Origin of the sequence: Pseudomonas rhodesiae (assembly GCF_007858255.1) — a bacterium.
In the GTDB taxonomy this organism is placed as follows: domain Bacteria; phylum Pseudomonadota; class Gammaproteobacteria; order Pseudomonadales; family Pseudomonadaceae; genus Aquipseudomonas; species Aquipseudomonas rhodesiae.
In genome coordinates, this window is record NZ_VFEU01000023.1 from 66,228 (window position 1) to 82,168 (window position 15,941).

17 protein-coding genes are annotated in these 15,941 nt (G+C 57.9%); 6 read left to right on the forward strand and 11 right to left on the reverse strand.

All coding sequences use genetic code 11. The features are described from left to right. Positions 1–3 precede the first annotated feature (3 nt). On the reverse strand, positions 4–903 hold the full coding sequence (locus FIV35_RS23570) for a LysR family transcriptional regulator (protein ID WP_034139567.1): 900 nt from the start codon (positions 901–903) through the stop codon (positions 4–6). A 197-nt stretch (positions 904–1,100) separates the two neighbouring features. Between FIV35_RS23570 and FIV35_RS23575 the strand changes: the two genes are divergently transcribed. Together FIV35_RS23575 and FIV35_RS23580 are read left to right on the forward strand one after the other, a co-directional pair. Continuing rightward, complete coding sequence (locus FIV35_RS23575) at positions 1,101–2,366, forward strand: aspartate aminotransferase family protein (RefSeq protein WP_034139566.1); 1,266 nt, start codon at positions 1,101–1,103, stop codon at positions 2,364–2,366. A gap of 180 nt (positions 2,367–2,546) precedes the next feature. Beyond that, a complete protein-coding gene (locus FIV35_RS23580) occupies positions 2,547–2,705 on the forward strand; it encodes a YqaE/Pmp3 family membrane protein (protein ID WP_003228885.1) in 159 nt (52 codons plus the stop codon). 4 nt (positions 2,706–2,709) lie between these two features. Here FIV35_RS23580 and pqqE read toward each other — a convergent pair whose 3' ends face one another. From pqqE to FIV35_RS23625, 9 genes are all read right to left on the reverse strand, one after another. Next, positions 2,710–3,840, reverse strand: coding sequence for a pyrroloquinoline quinone biosynthesis protein PqqE (gene pqqE / locus FIV35_RS23585; RefSeq protein WP_034115288.1), 1,131 nt, complete (start codon positions 3,838–3,840; stop codon positions 2,710–2,712). Next, positions 3,833–4,108, reverse strand: coding sequence for a pyrroloquinoline quinone biosynthesis peptide chaperone PqqD (pqqD, locus tag FIV35_RS23590; RefSeq protein ID WP_034101097.1), 276 nt, complete (start codon positions 4,106–4,108; stop codon positions 3,833–3,835). Before pqqD ends, pqqE begins: the two co-directional genes overlap by 8 nt. Further along, positions 4,105–4,857 carry a pyrroloquinoline-quinone synthase PqqC gene (gene pqqC / locus FIV35_RS23595; protein WP_034139565.1) on the reverse strand — a complete coding sequence of 251 codons (753 nt, stop codon included), beginning with the start codon at positions 4,855–4,857 and terminating at the stop codon, positions 4,105–4,107. Before pqqC ends, pqqD begins: the two co-directional genes overlap by 4 nt. 11 nt (positions 4,858–4,868) lie before the next feature. After that, a complete protein-coding gene (gene pqqB / locus FIV35_RS23600) occupies positions 4,869–5,780 on the reverse strand; it encodes a pyrroloquinoline quinone biosynthesis protein PqqB (RefSeq protein ID WP_034139564.1) in 912 nt (303 codons plus the stop codon). A 71-nt stretch (positions 5,781–5,851) separates the two neighbouring features. Beyond that, a complete protein-coding gene (gene pqqA / locus FIV35_RS23605; RefSeq protein ID WP_003194766.1) occupies positions 5,852–5,926 on the reverse strand; it encodes a pyrroloquinoline quinone precursor peptide PqqA in 75 nt (24 codons plus the stop codon). A gap of 159 nt (positions 5,927–6,085) precedes the next feature. Then, a complete protein-coding gene (gene pqqF, locus FIV35_RS23610; RefSeq protein WP_034139563.1) occupies positions 6,086–8,455 on the reverse strand; it encodes a pyrroloquinoline quinone biosynthesis protein PqqF in 2,370 nt (789 codons plus the stop codon). Between the two features lie 48 nt (positions 8,456–8,503). Next, the gene (locus FIV35_RS23615) at positions 8,504–9,301 is read right to left on the reverse strand and encodes a carbon-nitrogen hydrolase family protein (RefSeq protein ID WP_034139562.1); all 798 of its coding nucleotides are present in this window, start codon (positions 9,299–9,301) and stop codon (positions 8,504–8,506) included. Positions 9,302–9,312: 11 nt separating this feature from the next. Beyond that, a complete protein-coding gene (locus tag FIV35_RS23620; protein WP_034101758.1) occupies positions 9,313–10,995 on the reverse strand; it encodes a flavin monoamine oxidase family protein in 1,683 nt (560 codons plus the stop codon). A 167-nt stretch (positions 10,996–11,162) separates the two neighbouring features. Further along, on the reverse strand, positions 11,163–11,609 hold the full coding sequence (locus tag FIV35_RS23625) for an Lrp/AsnC family transcriptional regulator (RefSeq protein WP_034115283.1): 447 nt from the start codon (positions 11,607–11,609) through the stop codon (positions 11,163–11,165). Between the two features lie 243 nt (positions 11,610–11,852). Between FIV35_RS23625 and FIV35_RS23630 the strand changes: the two genes are divergently transcribed. After that, complete coding sequence (locus tag FIV35_RS23630; protein WP_034139561.1) at positions 11,853–12,278, forward strand: VOC family protein; 426 nt, start codon at positions 11,853–11,855, stop codon at positions 12,276–12,278. 413 nt (positions 12,279–12,691) lie between these two features. Here FIV35_RS23630 and FIV35_RS23635 read toward each other — a convergent pair whose 3' ends face one another. Next, the gene (locus tag FIV35_RS23635) at positions 12,692–13,321 is read right to left on the reverse strand and encodes a hypothetical protein (RefSeq protein WP_034139560.1); all 630 of its coding nucleotides are present in this window, start codon (positions 13,319–13,321) and stop codon (positions 12,692–12,694) included. A 329-nt stretch (positions 13,322–13,650) separates the two neighbouring features. On the opposite strand from FIV35_RS23635, the gene FIV35_RS23640 reads away from it, so the two are divergent. Genes FIV35_RS23640 through FIV35_RS23650 form a run of 3 tightly spaced genes read left to right on the forward strand, consistent with a single transcriptional unit; the run spans position 13,651 to position 15,724 of the window. Continuing rightward, complete coding sequence (locus tag FIV35_RS23640) at positions 13,651–14,451, forward strand: nucleoid-associated protein (protein WP_052199016.1); 801 nt, start codon at positions 13,651–13,653, stop codon at positions 14,449–14,451. Between the two features lie 2 nt (positions 14,452–14,453). Further along, entirely contained in the window at positions 14,454–14,636 is a 183-nt protein-coding gene (locus FIV35_RS23645; RefSeq protein ID WP_146375076.1) for a hypothetical protein, read from the forward strand. Next, entirely contained in the window at positions 14,633–15,724 is a 1,092-nt protein-coding gene (locus FIV35_RS23650) for a hypothetical protein (protein ID WP_052199015.1), read from the forward strand. Before FIV35_RS23645 ends, FIV35_RS23650 begins: the two co-directional genes overlap by 4 nt. Positions 15,725–15,941: the final 217 nt, after the last annotated feature.

Sequence of the window (15,941 nt, forward strand, 5' to 3'; positions counted from 1 at the left end):
AAGTCACGCGGGCGTCTGCGGGGCATTCATTACGTCTTCAAGCAAGGTGCGCAGCAAGGCCATCGTTGCCTGTTGGCGTTGCACATCGCGACACACCAGCCCGACTTTCAAGGGCACCCTTGGTTCGCTCAAGGGTTTCCACAGCAGTGACTGACTGTTGTGTTCGTCCTGGGAGCGTCCCGGCAGCACAGTGGCCAACCGGGTGTGCGGCAGGCTGTCGAGAATCCCCACCATGGTATTGAGTTCGGCCTGTACCTGCGGGCGCCGCCCGAGGTTGGCAAGTTGGCCTTGCCAGATTTGTCGGACCTGAAACTCTTCCCCCAGCAGCAACATCGGCAACTCAGCCGCCTGTTTCAGCGACACTTTCTTGAATTCCCGCAAAGGATGATCCTCAGGGATCACCACCTTCAGCTCATCTTCGTACAGCAACACGCCTTGCAACCCCGGCTGACGCGGCGGCAGGTAGCTGATGCCGATGTCCAGCGAGCCGTTGAGCAGTCGCCGTTCAATCTCCAGCCCGGTCAATTCGTAGATTTGTACCACCAGATGCGGTTGGGCCTTGCGCACCCGTTCGAGCATCTGTGGCACCAGGCTGGTATGCACGGTTTGCAGCACGCCGATGGCCAACGTGCGCAATGCCTGGCCTTTGAAGTTGCGCAACGCTTCGACGGCGTGTTGCATGCCATCGATCAGCGGCAGTGCATGGTTATACAGCGTGTGCGCCGCCAGCGTCGGCAGTAGGCGTTTGCTGCTGCGTTCGAACAGGCTGACGTCCAAGTGTTGTTCCAGGTGGCGGATCTGCTGCGACAGCGCCGGCTGGGAGATCGATAGACGTTCTGCGGCCCGCCCCACATGGCCTTCTTCATACACCGCGACGAAATAACGCAGTTGCTTAAAATCCATAAGGTTTGCTTATCGAAAAAGCTGGAAAAACGAAATGGCCGAAGGCCGCCGAGGCGCCTAGTCTAGCGCCTATTCGCAGGGCTTACAGGGCCGGATCGTGCAATGAGCAGCGTTCTTTTTAATAGCGTTTACATAGGCAACTCAAAAAACATCCAAGTCGTGAGTGGGCAATATCCGCTTGCTGTCGGGGGTGAAGTGTGAATCTGTTTACCTTGCGCCGGCCCGCGCCAAGCCTGGATGACTTGGTACTGGATTCGACGCCCGATGAACCGTCCAGTGATGTGCTGATGCCCACCGTCGCCAAGCCTGCGCAAGTGTTCGTGCGCGGCCAGGGCTCTTGGTTGTGGGACAGCGACGACTGCGCCTATTTGGATTTCAGTCAGGGCAATGCCGCCAACAGCCTCGGCCACAGCCCACAGGTGTTGATCAACGCCCTGGCCGACCAGACCCAAGCATTGATCAACCCCGGCATGGCCCTGCACAACCGTGCGCAACTCAATCTGGTCGAACGCTTGTGCCATCGCACTGGCAGCGACCAGGCGTACCTGCTTAACAGCGGCGCGGAGGCGTGTGAAGCCGCCGTCAAGCTGGCGCGTAAGTGGGGCCAACTGCACCGCGGCGGGGCCTATCGCATTATCAGTGCGAGCAACGCTCGACATGGCCGCAGCTTTGCGGCACTCGCCGCTTCGGCTGGTGCCCAGCAAAACCGCTTTGAGCCGCAATTGCCAGGCTTCAGTCATGTGCCATTTAACGACCTGCCGGCATTGCACGCGGCCGTGGACGCTCAGACGGTGGCGATCATGCTTGAGCCGATCCAGGGCGCCGGCGTGGTGCCCGCCAGCGAGCACTACCTCAAGGGCGTCGAACGGCTGTGCCGGGAGTTGGGGATTTTGCTGATCCTCGACGAAGTGCAAACCGGCATCGGCCGTTGCGGAACATTACTGGCCGAGCAGCATTATGGCGTGCGCGCCGACATCATCACCCTGGGCAAGGGCCTAGGCGGCGGCGTGCCATTGGCGGCGCTGCTGGCGCGTGGCAACGCGTGCTGCTTCGACGTCGGCGAGCTGGAAGGCACCCATCATGGCAATGCGCTGATGGCGGCGGCCGGTGTCGCCGTCCTCAACAGTGTGCTGGAGCACGGTTTTCTTGAACATGTGCGTGAGACCGGCCTCTATCTGAGCGAAGGCCTGGCTCGCCTGGCTTACCGCTATAACCATGGCGCCCTGCGCGGACACGGCCTGCTATGGGGGCTGACGTTGTCGGAAGACTCCGCGGATGCAGTGGTCAACGCGGCATTACATGAAGGACTGATCCTCACCGCGCCACAGCCCGACTGCCTGCGCTTCACCCCCGCGCTGACCGTGAGCAAAAGCAACATCGACGAAATGCTCCTGCGCCTGGCCCGCGCCTTCTCCCGGGTGCGCACCGCGCAATTGCAGTGCCGCAAAGGCATTGCCGTTTAACCCCAATTCCTGAACCGTCTCGCGGTATCCGCAACGCCCCCAGCCTGATTCTTTTGGCTGGGGGTGTTTTTTTGCCTGATCGTTAACGCATGGCTTCGTGCCAGATCCACTGAACCCTCACGAACACCCAAGGTCGATTAGCTACACGGCTCGCACGAGCCGATTGATTGGAGCTGACCCATGGATTTCATTCGTATCATCATCGCCATTCTGTTGCCGCCATTGGGTGTGTTCCTGCAGGTAGGTTTCGGCGGCGCGTTCTGGCTGAATATTCTGCTGACCCTGTGCGGTTACATCCCAGGCATCGTCCATGCGGTGTATATCATCGCCAAGCGTTGAGGTTTCAGCCTTTCGCGATGAGCCGTGAGTTGCGCTCGTTGCGAAAGGCCAGTTGCTCGATGGTCTGGGTGGCGTGTTCGGCTTCTTCCCGTGCATTGAGGATGATGCCGTGATGCTCGGACTTGCTGCACACCGGGTCAGCATTGCTGGCATCGCCCGTGAGCATGAACGCCTGGCAGCGGCAGCCACCGAAGTCTTTTTCCTTCTCATCGCATGAACGACACGGCTCGGGCATCCAGTCGTAGCCGCGAAAGCGATTGAAACCGAAAGAGTCGTACCAGATGTGCTGCATGCTGTGGTCGCGCACATTGGGAAATTGCACCGGCATTTGTCGGGCGCCGTGACAAGGCAGCGCAGTGCCGTCCGGCGTCACCGTCAGAAAGATACTGCCCCAGCCGTTCATGCAGGCTTTCGGGCGCTCCTCATAGTAGTCCGGCGTTACGAAGATCAATTTGCACGGATGGCCTTCGGCTTCGAGCTTGGCCCGGTATTCATTGGTAATGCGTTCGGCGCGTACCAGTTGCTCCCGAGTCGGCAACAGACCCACACGATTGAGCTGCGCCCAGCCGTAGAACTGGCAGGTGGCGAGTTCGACGAAATCCGCTTCCAAGGCGATGCACAGCTCGATAATGCGGTCGATCTTGTCGATATTGTGCCGATGGGTGACGAAGTTCAGCACCATCGGATAGCCATGCGCTTTTACCGCGCGGGCCATTTCGAGCTTTTGCGCAAAGGCTTTTTTCGAGCCGGCCAGCAGGTTGTTCACCTGTTCGTCGCTGGCCTGGAAGCTGATCTGGATATGATCCAGGCCGGCTTTCTTGAAGTCGCTGATCTTCTGCTCGGTCAGGCCGATGCCGGAGGTGATCAGGTTGGTATAGAACCCCAGCCTGCGCGCTTCGCCGATCAGCTCCGCAAGGTCTTGGCGCACCAGCGGTTCGCCCCCGGAAAAACCCAGTTGCGCGGCGCCCATCTCGCGGGCTTCGCGAAACACCTTGAACCATTGCTCAGTGCTCAGCTCCTTGCCCTGCTCGGCGAAGTCCAGCGGGTTGGAGCAGTACGGACATTGCAGCGGGCAACGATAGGTCAGCTCAGCCAACAGCCAAAGCGGCAGACCAATCGGCGGTTTCTCAGGCAAGGGTAATCCAGTGCTCTGCACGGGCGACCTCCATGAATTGCTCGATGTCGTCACCCAGCTCTGGCACGCCGGGGAACTGTTTATCCAGCTCGGCGATGATCGCCGCGACGTCGCGCTCACCGTCGATCAACCCCCCGATCAACGCCGCGCTGTCGTTGAGCTTGATCATGCCCTCGGGATAGAGCAGCACATGGCCCTTTTGCGCCGGCTCGTATTGGAATCGATAACCCGGACGCCAGGTGGGTGTCTTGCTGCGATCAAAGCTCATAGGGTGATCCCTTTATGCCACACCCGCTGGTCGGTCACGCTGTGATACGGCGGGCGGTTCAGTTCATAGGCCATGCTCATGGCGTCCAGCATGCTCCACAGAATGTCCAGTTTGAACTGGAGAATTTCCAGCATGCGCTCCTGGCCTTCACGGGTGGTGTAGTGCTGCAGGGTAATCGCCAGACCGTGTTCCACATCGCGGCGAGCCTGGCCCAGACGGGTCCGGAAGTACTCGTAGCCGGCCGGGTCGATCCACGGGTAATGCTGCGGCCAGCTGTCGAGGCGCGACTGGTGGATCTGCGGTGCGAACAGTTCGGTCAGCGAGCTGCTGGCCGCTTCCTGCCAGCTGGCGCGGCGGGCGAAGTTGACGTAAGCGTCCACCGCAAAGCGCACGCCGGGCAGTACCAGTTCCTGGGAACGCAGTTGGTCGGGGTCCAGACCCACCGCCTGGCCCAGGCGCAGCCAGGCTTCGATGCCGCCGTCTTCACCGGGCGCGCCATCGTGGTCGAGCAGGCGCTGGATCCACTCGCGACGGATTTCACGGTCCGGGCAGTTGGCCAGGATCGCGGCGTCCTTCAGCGGAATGTTCACCTGGTAGTAGAAGCGGTTGGCAACCCAGCCCTGGATCTGCTCGCGGGTGGCGCGGCCTTCGTACATCGCCACATGGTAGGGGTGATGAATATGATAGAAGGCGCCCTTGGCCCGCAGGGCCTGTTCGAATGCTTCGCGCGTCAGCGGTGTATCAGTCATTTCGCTTGCTCCTACAATTCAATGCTCATGCCGTCGTAAGCCACTTCCACATTGCGCCGCACCAGCTCAGCCCGCTCGGGGGAATCTTCGTCGAGGATTGGGTTGGTGTTGTTGATGTGGATAAGCACCTTGCGCTGCTGTGGCAACTGCTCAAGCACTTCCAGCATGCCGCCGGGGCCGTTCTGTGCCAGGTGGCCCATCTCGCGGCCGGTACGGGTGCCGACGCCACGGCGCTGCATTTCATCGTCGTCCCACATCGTGCCGTCCACCAGCAGGCAATCGCTGCTGGCCATGATGTCCAGCAATGGCGCATCGACTTTGCCCAGGCCCGGGGCATAGAAGAGTTTGCCGCCGGTGCGCAGGTCTTCGACGATCAGACCGATATTGTCGCCCGGGTGTGGGTCGAAGCGGTGCGGCGAGTAGGGCGGCGCCGCGCTGCGCAAGGGCAGCGGAGTGAAACGCAGGTTGGGGCAAGCAGGGATGGTGAAGCTTGCATCCAGCTCGATACGGTTCCAGGCCAGGCCGCCGTTCCAATGGGTCAGCATGGTGAACAACGGGAAGCCGCTGCTCAGGTCCTCGTGGACCATGTCGGTGCACCACACTTGGTGCGGGCAGCCCTCGCGCAGGCTCAGCAGGCCGGTGGTGTGGTCGATCTGGCTGTCCATCAGGATGATCGCGCTGATGCCGGTGTCACGCAGGGCGCGGCCCGGTTGCATGGGCGCGAAGCCTTGCAGTTGCGCACGAATATCCGGCGAGGCATTGCACAGCACCCAATTGACGCCGTCATCGGAAATCGCGATGGACGACTGGGTGCGCGCGTGGGCCCTCAGGCTTCCGTCACGAAAGCCTGCGCAGTTCACGCAATTGCAGTTCCACTGCGGGAAACCGCCGCCGGCGGCGGAACCTAGGATCTGGACAAACATGGTCGCTCCATCAAACAAAGCTCAAAACAAAAACGCCCCGGGCGAACCGAGGCGTTGTAATACCCAGCGGATTAACGGCTGGCGAAGTACATGGTGACTTCGAAACCGATGCGCAGATCAGTGTAAGCAGGTTTGGACCAGGTCATATTCTTACTCCTACGAAGTGATGGGACGTTTACTACCAAGTAATACATATAGTCCACCTCCTGTCGGAGATGTTCAGATGCGTGCGTGGGAATGTTACTTAATTCTTTTCAAGTTAGCGCTGTCTTGATGGAAAAAGGCTGTTGCAGGGTTGGCAATGATCAATTTTTGAGCGGCCAGGCGTTCGTCGTGTGTGGGCCGTTGGCTACGCAGTGCCAGCCACCGACGGCGTGGTTCAACTGCTGGGCGGCGTGCTGCAGGTCTGGGGGCGTACAGTCGCGGATGTGTTGTTGAAGCAGCGCCAGGTAATCCGACGGATGGCCCGCCAGGTGCGCGTGCCAAATCAGTTGCGCCGCCTGTGCAGTGGGGAGGGTATCGACAGCGAACTGCTGCGCCAGGGCCGCGTTGCCCAAGTCGGTGTCGCCTTCGATCAGCCCAGGCAGCTGCGCCAGGAAACTGTGCAGGTGCTGCACAATTTCATCCAGCGACAGATGGGGCGATTGCACGCCAAACAACAGGCCGGTCTGCCCGCTGATCTGTCGTATACCGCTGAACACGGCATAGCCGATCTGCTGTTCCACCCGCAGGCGTTGGTAAAACGGCCCCTGGACCCGATGAGCGAGCAGGCGCCACGCGGCTTCATCCGCCAGGGAAGGGCTGGGTGTCGGACAGAACAGCAGCAGGGCCGCTTCACTGGCATCAGTGTTGACCTCATGCCATACGCGTTGGCCTTTGAGGTCACGGGTATGGCGTTCAATGCTCGTCGGTTGCCCCGGCAGTCGCGCGGCCGCTGTCTTTATCAGCGCCTCGCACGCCGGCGGCAAACCTACTCCCAGCCCATGCCAACGCGCGGTGTTCCAGGACAGGGTGTTATTTGCATCTGCGGCCGTGGTCTCTGCGCAGCAGGTGGGCAGCGCTTTAAGCAGCGTACGAATGGCGAGCAGCGGCGGCGTGGTGTCGGGTGTTTCCTGTGCTTGCGTCAGATTTTGCGCTAACGCTTCAAGTACCGTCGGCATGAGCGCGTGAAGCCCGACCAGACTGACCCGCCAATCATGACCGATCGTTTCAACGGTCAACTCAAGCCCCGCTTGGCGAGCGTTTTCGCTCAACTCATGCAGCGCACCTTCCAGCCCGGACGGCGCGCGAGAGTCAAATCGCCAGTTCAAATACAGCGCACCTTCCTGGCTGTCTATGGGTAGGGCCTGGCTGAAGGTCAGCGCGGCTGCATCCCTACGGCCCCGCGAGCGGTCCTGGGCAAAGGTGCGCAAGCCGCGATGGGCGCTGGTCTGGCCACGAATCAAGCCGGCGCGTTGGTCTTTGACCGGCGGGCGCAGGAAGGGGTTGTGGGGGGGCAGTTGCCATAAGTGCCGAGCGCATGGCAGGTGCAGTGAATCCAGCAGCGTGTGCAGCGCGGTGATGTCCTGATCCGACAGGGCTTCGCGGTCGTTGCGGGCCAGGGCCAATGCGCCCTGGACCTGCCGCTGGCGCGCGGTCAATCGGGTGAACTCTTCGCGCAGTGACGTCCAATCACTGTGTGCGAAAAAGCCCAGCCAGTCGTGCAGCAACGCTTCAACCTGAGCCGCCGGCTCGCCTGGCTGGCTGAGCGTAACGTCGATGTCCAACAGCGCCTGCCCGGCGAAGTGGTAGAGCACGCTGGCGTGCAACGCGGTGCCCAGGCCTTGGGCTTGCAGTTCGGCCAATAGTCCGCCGGGCGCTGGGTTGTTGAGCCAGGTGCACAGGAACTCCAGGGCTTCGCGTGGTGCGTTGCAGGCGATGACGTGGTGCAGATGCTGCCCGGCGACATGGCGATAAGCCTGGGGCTGGCTTTGCATCAGGGCTGGTGGTGCCACCTGTGGGTGTCCGGAACCGGGAATGATGATTTCGCCGAAACGGTGCGCCAGGGCTTGGAGTTGATCCAGCGGTTGGGGCCCGGCCAGGCTCAGTGTCATCTGCCCGCTCTGATAGAACTGCGCGTGAAATGTTCTCAAGCCTTGCTGAAAGGCCTCGGTTTCCACCGGCAGGCTATCCCGGTTGCCGGCATGGAAGTCGCGCAGCGGATGGCCGTTCGCCACACCTTCGAGCAAGGCCACTTGCTGCTGGGCCTTGGCGTCTTGGGACCAGGCGACGAACTCCGCTTGCAGCACTTCGCGCTCCCGTAACTGATCGTCCAGTGCCAGGCGTGGGCGCGCCAGCATATCCGCCAACCGCTCCAGCCCTTGTGCAACGTTCGACACCGGCAGTTCGAAGAAAAATTCGGTGGTGCGTTCACGGGTGCTGGCGTTTACCTGTCCGCCATGCTGCTGCACGTAGGTCATCAGCCCTTCGCCTGTCGGAAAGCGCTCGGTCCCCAGGAACAACAGGTGTTCCAGAAAGTGCGCCAACCCCGGCCACGCCAAGGGCGCATCATGGCTACCGGCGGCCACCCGCACCACAGCGGCGCAGCGCTTTAAATGGGGCGCAGCGTGCAGGGTGACACGCAGGCCGTTGGCCAGAGTCAGGGTGGCAGGGTGAGGGTAGGCCGGGGCGGGCATGGGCACTTCCAAAGCGTGGGAAGCGCTCATGCTAGCAAACCTGCGGGATCAGGGCTTGTGCAGCGTGCCGTACAGCTCGGGGCGACGGTCCTGCAAATAGTCATTGGCCATGCGCGCGTTGAGGATTGCCTGGTGATCAACGGTGCCGACAATCAAGGCCTCATCCAGACCTGCGAGGGCGATGCGCTCGCCATTCGGTGCTGCCAGGCTGCTCTGCCCGCAATAGTGAATGTCCTCTTCGTTCCCGCAATAGTTGGCGTAAGCCACGTAGCACTGGTTCTCGAAAGCCCGCGCCCGCACGGTTACGTCGGCGACGAAATCGAACGGCACCATATTCGCGGTGGGCACCAGAATCAGTTCGGCGCCGGCCAGGGCCAGGCGCCGGGTGTTTTCCGGGAACTCCAAGTCGTAACAGATCAGTATCCCGAGCCTCCAGCCGTTGAGTTCCACCACCGGGAAATCATCGTTCCCGGCACTGAACATCGAGTGGTCCAGATCGCCGAACAAATGAGTCTTGCGGTAATTGCACAGGCGCTGACCGTTGGCGTCGATCAGTTGCGCGGCGTTGTAGATCTGCCCGTCATTGGCCCGTTCCGGGTAGCCATACAGGATGGCCAGGCCGGCGTTTTTCGCCAGCTTGGCAATCGCTTGCGCCGAGTCCCCGTCCGGCGCTTCGGCCAGCGCCCCGGCGGCTTTGGCCCCGATGTTATAGCCGGTCAGGAACATCTCCGGCAGCACCAGCACATCGGCGCTGCCGGATGCCTCGTGCGCCACGGTGTGCAAGCGTTTAAGGTTCGCGGCCACATCCAGCGGCAGCGGTGGGCATTGGTAGATCGCAACACGCATGGCCTGGCTCCTTAATCGGCGAGGGCGATTGGTCCGATCTCGTCGAACACATCACCTGGCCCCGGGTTTTCGGGGTGAGTGCGACCGCCAAAGTGATTCATGATGCCCCATACGGCATTCAGTGAGGTTTGTACCGCGCCTTCCACCCACGCGGGTGTCCAAGACACGTCGTCCCCGGCGATGAAGATCCCGCGTTGTTCGGCAGGCATGTCCTTTTGCATAAAGTGCGCATACATGCGCTGGTTATAACGATAGTGCCCAGGCAGCGCACCTTTGAAAGCACCGAGGAAATGCGGGTCGGCCTCCCAGGACACGGTGATCGGGTCGCCGATGATGCGCGCCTTGATGTCGACTTTCGGGTAGATCTTGCTCAACGCGTCCAGAGCCAGTTTCACCCGTTTATCGATGGGCTGCGGCAGCATCTTCAGCGCATCGCTCATCCACGAGTAGGACAGGCAGATCACCCCAGGCTTGTCGTCGCCATTGTCGAACAGGTAAGTACCACGGGTCAGGCGGTCGGTGAGGGTCATGCTCATCAGGTCGCGGCCGGTTTCCGGATCTTTGTCCTTCCAGAACGGGCGGTCGACCATCACGAAGGTTTTCGAGGACTGCATGTAGCGAGTGCGGTCCAGGGCCATCCACATCTTTTGCGAGAACAGGGTTTCATCGCACTCGATCTGGGTAGTCAGCAGCCAGCTCTGGCAGGTGGTCAGCACGGCAGCGTATTCGCGGGTGTCGCCGTAGGTGTCGGTGACGGCAAAGCGGCCATTGGCGGCGTGGGCGATACGCTTAACCCCAGCCCGTGGCGCGCCACGGTGCAGTGTGCTGAGGCTGGTGCCCGCCGGCCAGTGGGCGCAACGTTCCGGCACATGGCGCCAGATGCCCATGGGCACTTGGGCCACGCCGCCGACCACCAGGTGCTGGTGGTCGTCGCAGTTGGTCATCACCACGCGGAAGATCTCCAACATCGAGTTGGGGAAGTCCGAGTCCCAGCCGCCGGTGCCGAAACCGACCTGGCCGAACACTTCGCGGTGGTGAAACGACAGTTTGGCGAAGGCTTTGGAAGTGGCGACAAAATCATAAAACGTGCGGTCGTCCCACAACGGCACCAGCTTGTTCCACAGGGCCTTGAGGCGCGGTACGTCGCGGTCGCGGATGGCCTGCTGGATATCGCCGAACTGCGAACCGGCCTCCAGCGCATCGGCCCAGGCGTCAGCCACTTCCTGGAACAGGGCCGGCAGATCCGACAATTTTTGTGCGTAGTGGGTCTGACCTTCGAGGTCGATCACGGTACTGCCGGAGGCAGGCGTCAGTGGGTTGGGGAACGGTTTGGTGTCCAGCCCCAGTTTGTCTACATAGTGGTAGAAAGCGGTGGACGACACCGGGAAGCGCATGCCGCCGAGTTCGGCAATGATGCCTTCGGCCCCTTCAAACGCCTGGGAACGCAAGCGGCCGCCCATTTTCGAGGCTTCATACACCACCGGTTTGAGGCCCAGCTTCATCAGCTCGTAAGCCGCAACCAGCCCGGCGATGCCGGCGCCGACGATCGCCACTTCGGCGCCATGGTGTTCGGCGGGAATGCTGCCCAGGCCGGCTGGATGTTCGATCCAGTCATCGAACGCAAACGGAAAGTCCGGGCCAAAGATGGTGATGGGTTTTTTGCCGTCTGCGGGGTGGCGATTGGTCTTGCTGATGGTGCTGGACGGAATGCTCATGGCTGACCTTACTGACGGCTTGGCGGGACGCGACCCGCTGAGTATAGGAAAAGATGGCAGCCAGTTTAGGGAGGGTTGTGATCGTTAATAAGACGCAATGTGTCGTCGGATTGGATTGATTTTAGTCAATATGACGAGATGATTAGTCAAATTGGCTGGCCGCGATCCAATTTGTTACTGAGGATGATCGACGTGGTGGTTTTCTCCACACCGTCGACGCTGCCGATCTGGTCCAGCAGTTGGTCCAACTGTTCCGGCGAATCGGTGCGCAACCAGGCCACATAATCGAACTCGCCGCTCACCGCGCACAGCTGTTGCACCTGAGCCATGGCGCTGAGCCTGCGCAGTACTTCTTTACCGGAGCGCGGCTGTACGGTGATGCCAACATAGGCCTGCAGGCCGCCATCCACCACGCGCTGGCCCAGGCGCACGCCATAACCGGTGATCACTTGGGTTTTCTCCAGGCGCGCCAGGCGCGAGGTGACCGTGGTGCGCGCGATGCCCAGTTGGCGGGCCAGCATGGCCACGCTTTCGCGGGCGTTGATCTGCAGCGCGGCGATCAGTTGGCGATCGATTTCATCCAGGACAGACAAGGGCAGAACTCCAGTGAAGGCGGCGATAGGCGGGCATGTTACAGGCTTGCGCCAGCCAGCAAGTAGCCTGGTGGCCGCAAAGATGCCATGGCGAGAGACCGAGACGAGGGCTGCGACTCGCGCAGCTTCGGCCCCTTAAATCATCGAAATTATTTGAGCTCGGCGCGAAAACTATCGTCTTTGCATCGGCGGGAGCAAGGCTAAACTCCCAGGCATTCAAAAATCCAAAAGAGGGTTGACCTGATGGCACTCGCTCCTTTTCACCTGGCAATTCCTGTATTCGATCTGGCGGCCGCGCGGTACTTCTACCGTGAGGTCTTCGGCCTGGAGGAAGGGCGTTCCAGCGAACACTGGGTCGACTTCAACTTCTTCGGCCATCAACTGGTGATCCACGAACACCCGCAGACCGCGTCCCAGCAAGCGGCGCACACTAACGCAGTCGACGGCCACGATGTGCCCGTGCCGCATTTTGGTGTGGTGTTGGGGTGGGAAGACTGGCATGCCCTGGCCGAGCGCCTGCGAGCCAGGCAGACGAAGTTCGTGCTGGAACCGCATATTCGCTTCAGGGGGCAGGTAGGGGAGCAGGCGACGTTGTTCCTGTTTGATCCGTGCGGGAATGCACTGGAATTCAAGGCGTTCAAAGATATTGGGCAGTTGTTTGCCAAGTGAGCTATGGACGTTTTGTGGGCGGAATCAGGCTTTTTGAGATTATTGGCTGCTATTTATCAAACGCCAGAAACGCGAAAGCCGCGCAATGCGCGGCTTTGGAGTTGGTGGGCCCACACGGACTTGAACCGTTATGTGGTGCGTGAATTGTTCGTCCGGATACTGTCCGTCCGGTCTTGATCTTGTCAATCGTCAGTAGACACTGGGGAATGCTGGCGTTCATTTATTGTCGTGTCATATTTCTATAAATACAACCCGAGTGTTGTATTTATACGACTTCCTATCATTCCATCCTTCAGAGATGGGCTGAGCGGACTTAGGGAGAGATTGAGCCTGTGCGGTTGGCTACCCCTGCAGCGTACTGAGCCGATCCTAGCCCCTGTTGGGATGGTTGTTTTGACTACGCCCACCAGGCTTCATGCGGAGCGCTTTTGGATCAGATTCAGCAGCAATTGGCCATCGGGCATGGGAGACATCGTGCGCAAGAAGACGACATTTTTCTGTACCGCTTTCTTGATCTCCGCAGCCGAAATCGGCTTATCCAAGATGGTGAAATCCATCAGTCGCTGAAAATGGCACTCTTCGAGATAGCCGTGATGCTCACGTTTTTCAGTTTCGCCAGTACCTTGGCCGAAGGCGACGATCCCCTTGCCATTTTCGTACAAGAAGACCACGTCACCTTTCTTTATACGGTCAATGTTGTACTTCCAAGGGGCATAAAAAGCTGCTGCGCTACCCTCGCTCAGCATACGGTCATGGTCTTCCAATGAGTGACGCTTGTTCGTATTCAGAAGGTGGAAGCTCGACGGTTCGAGTAACTCGATGTCTACTGCCGCCTGCTCTTTGTCATCAAGCTTCAGAGCCGCCTTGGCAGCTTCAACCCCCTTCTCTAGCAGTTTCAGCATTGTCTCCTGGCGACTCAGATCGAGCTGATCAGCCAGACCTTCGATAAATGAGTAGAGCTCCTTGGGCATGCGGATAGATGCGGACGCCAGGTCATTCTTCGTCTTTGCTGCGTTTTCGATGAGCGAAATAATGTCGTTCATGGGATGGATCTCCTGTCAGATGCTAAGAAGCATCCCATAGCAATAAAATAAAAGCAATTATTGCTTTTCTATAAAAGCATAAAAAGATTCTCGAAAAATGTAACCCAGTGCTCAGCGTTCATGCACGCTTAAACACGCTTACCAGTGAGCCTTCCATCGGACAAGTGATCCTGGGTGGGGCCAAACGGCAGCCAGCCGCTTTCTGTAGGTGTATATTCATACAGTGATTCGTATGCTATGCCCTGCGGGGGACGCTAGGCATAACGCTGAAAAGGTGCTTACATCAATGCTTAATGTCATGTCGCCACCAGCAAGGATGAGGATTTAACTTGGCCACTCTTACGGATAAAGAAATCGAAGCCCTGAAAATCGAGAATTTCATTTTTCACGTGGTGCATCATCGAGCCGATGATCCGATCCTTTTTGACGACACCCCCTTAAGCACCTTCGAGCCGTTCTTCATTGACCGCATCAAAGAAACCCTCAAGGGCAATAAATTCTCTTTCGCTGAAATATCTCAAGTAAAGGCCAAATTGAATAGTTGGGAAAAGGGCGAGTCGAATTTTGTCGATATCTCCAAGAGCTTGGCGCGGCAATTTCATCGCCTTGGTGATAAACGGATGAAGTCAGGCGTGTTGATTGTAATTGGTTTAATTACAGGGGCTAAAAAGTTTTATTCCTTAATCAAGTACGACTCTGAAAAAGTCGTGACATTTGAAACTAAGGGCGCCCAGGCAATACTTCAGGCAGTTACTAACAACTTTACTGAATCACCAAAAGCGTTGCAGAAATCAGCTCTTATTGATTTGGATTCCAAAGACTCAGAAGTAGTGATCATTGATAAAATGAGCCGCTCAGGAATCAGTGATTTCTTCAAAGAATTCCTGGGAGTAGAGCGCCTCCGGAACTCAAAGGAAATGACGGTAGATTTGGTTAAGGCAATCAAAAAAACTGTAAGGACACATCTGGGTGATCTGCCGCCTGCTATCACATCGAAGGTCGCTGAGAAAGTCGTTGAGATTGCGAAAAAGCGTAAAGACTTTGAAGTCGACGAATTCTTCACAGATTTTTTGGCATCAATGGCCAAGATGAAATCCGAGCGACCTTTGACAAAGAATTGGAAAGCCTAAATTTGACTGGTGAGGTGTTCTCCTATGATGAGGAAGAGCTACCTACCAATGAGGCAAAGAAATACGTAACAAGTGAAGGCATAACCATCAATATGCCTGCGCGGGCAAAGGGAAGCTTAACTATAGAAAATGGAAAGGATGAAACTGTTATTACTATTCGTACAAGTCGCTTGCGTGAATCATGAAACAGCTAGCGCTGGAACTTCGCAGCTTCTTTGAGCGACTTACGGCGTCAGGTGGTTCTGCGCAGGTTGAAACTACGCATATTTTTCGAATTGATGAAGTAAGCGTTACATCTTCCGGGTTTGTTCGAGAATTGAAAGATCTTGCCCAGCGTGTTTGTTCTGTGGGCATCGGAAAGATGGAGCTTTTTGGAGAAGTTTCCGACAGCATCGAGATCAAAGATTTCGATTTGGAGGATGTGGAAAATGACAGACTGACAGTCATCTTGGAGAAGCCAACGGATGATGACTGGTGTTATTTCCTAACTTTAAAAGGTTTCGAAAACTGGTTGAGGACAAACCAATTTTCAGCACAGAACTCACAGAAAAAAATGTGCGTGTGGGTTGCAGGTGAAACCTTTGAATTTTCCACTCATCAGTTCCTAGTGAAAGAAATGGGTGGAGATAGAAATTTACCGACCGCCACTCTACATCCTGAAAAACCTTGGAAAATGGTACGGGATCTTACCCACTCCCTTACCCCCCCGTCGCTTGAGCCATGGCTGCTGACTGCTGAGCCAATTGCTGAAAGCGAACCTTTTACAGCCTGGAAACGCGTGGCGGTGGAAAAGCTTTCCTTTTGCTTGCCAGCCGAGATTCGCAAGGAAGATGATGAGGCTCATGTAATATTTCGAGGCGGGCGCTCACTCCCCATAGCTATAGACCAGCCTATTAACTGGGCTGATATCAATTTTGAGATGCTTCACGACACCTGCCAGTGGATCTACTCCACCCCTAGGGAGTGTGAAACGAAATTCCAACTTTTCAACAACCACATTGCTATCAACTGGAACAGTGGGACGACGTGGCCCTCTGGCTCAACGCCACTCTTAAAAAATAGCCTCTCGGGGGCCAAGGAAGCGTTCGCCTTTCATCTCCAGGATCAAAGCAAGGAGGCTGTCAAAAGCTTAGGGGATCTGCGCAAGGGTTTGCAGGACGAGGTTAATAAGACACAAACTGCGACAAGGGATTTAATATCAGCTCTTTGGCGTGATTTCGCGGTTGCGGGTGTTGTTTTAGCTCTCAAGATGTTGGCGCTGATGGAAAATTGACCCACCCTGCCGATTGAAATTTGACCCAGGGCGGATTGCTGATTTTGTTACCAGCAACTGTGGATAAGTCTACCAGCGCAGCTGCTGTTGCCCCCACTCCTTCGCTAGCCCAGTTCAGTTGTTTAAGACCTGCCACACGCAGCCATGTAGCAGGCCGTCGTCGCCATGAAATCAGAACGGCTCATCGTCCTCCGGTTCTTGGCCGCCCTTACGCTTT

Coding starts and splice junctions, on each gene's coding strand:
- FIV35_RS23570 (WP_034139567.1), bottom strand. CDS start 903: ATGGATTTTAAGCAACTGCGTTATTTCGTCGCGGTGTATGAAGAAGGC.
- FIV35_RS23580 (WP_003228885.1), top strand. CDS start 2,547: ATGGATTTCATTCGTATCATCATCGCCATTCTGTTGCCGCCATTGGGT.
- pqqD (WP_034101097.1), bottom strand. CDS start 4,108: ATGAGCTTTGATCGCAGCAAGACACCCACCTGGCGTCCGGGTTATCGA.
- pqqC (WP_034139565.1), bottom strand. CDS start 4,857: ATGACTGATACACCGCTGACGCGCGAAGCATTCGAACAGGCCCTGCGG.
- pqqB (WP_034139564.1), bottom strand. CDS start 5,780: ATGTTTGTCCAGATCCTAGGTTCCGCCGCCGGCGGCGGTTTCCCGCAG.
- pqqF (WP_034139563.1), bottom strand. CDS start 8,455: ATGCCCGCCCCGGCCTACCCTCACCCTGCCACCCTGACTCTGGCCAAC.
- FIV35_RS23615 (WP_034139562.1), bottom strand. CDS start 9,301: ATGCGTGTTGCGATCTACCAATGCCCACCGCTGCCGCTGGATGTGGCC.
- FIV35_RS23630 (WP_034139561.1), top strand. CDS start 11,853: ATGGCACTCGCTCCTTTTCACCTGGCAATTCCTGTATTCGATCTGGCG.
- FIV35_RS23635 (WP_034139560.1), bottom strand. CDS start 13,321: ATGAACGACATTATTTCGCTCATCGAAAACGCAGCAAAGACGAAGAAT.
- FIV35_RS23650 (WP_052199015.1), top strand. CDS start 14,633: ATGAAACAGCTAGCGCTGGAACTTCGCAGCTTCTTTGAGCGACTTACG.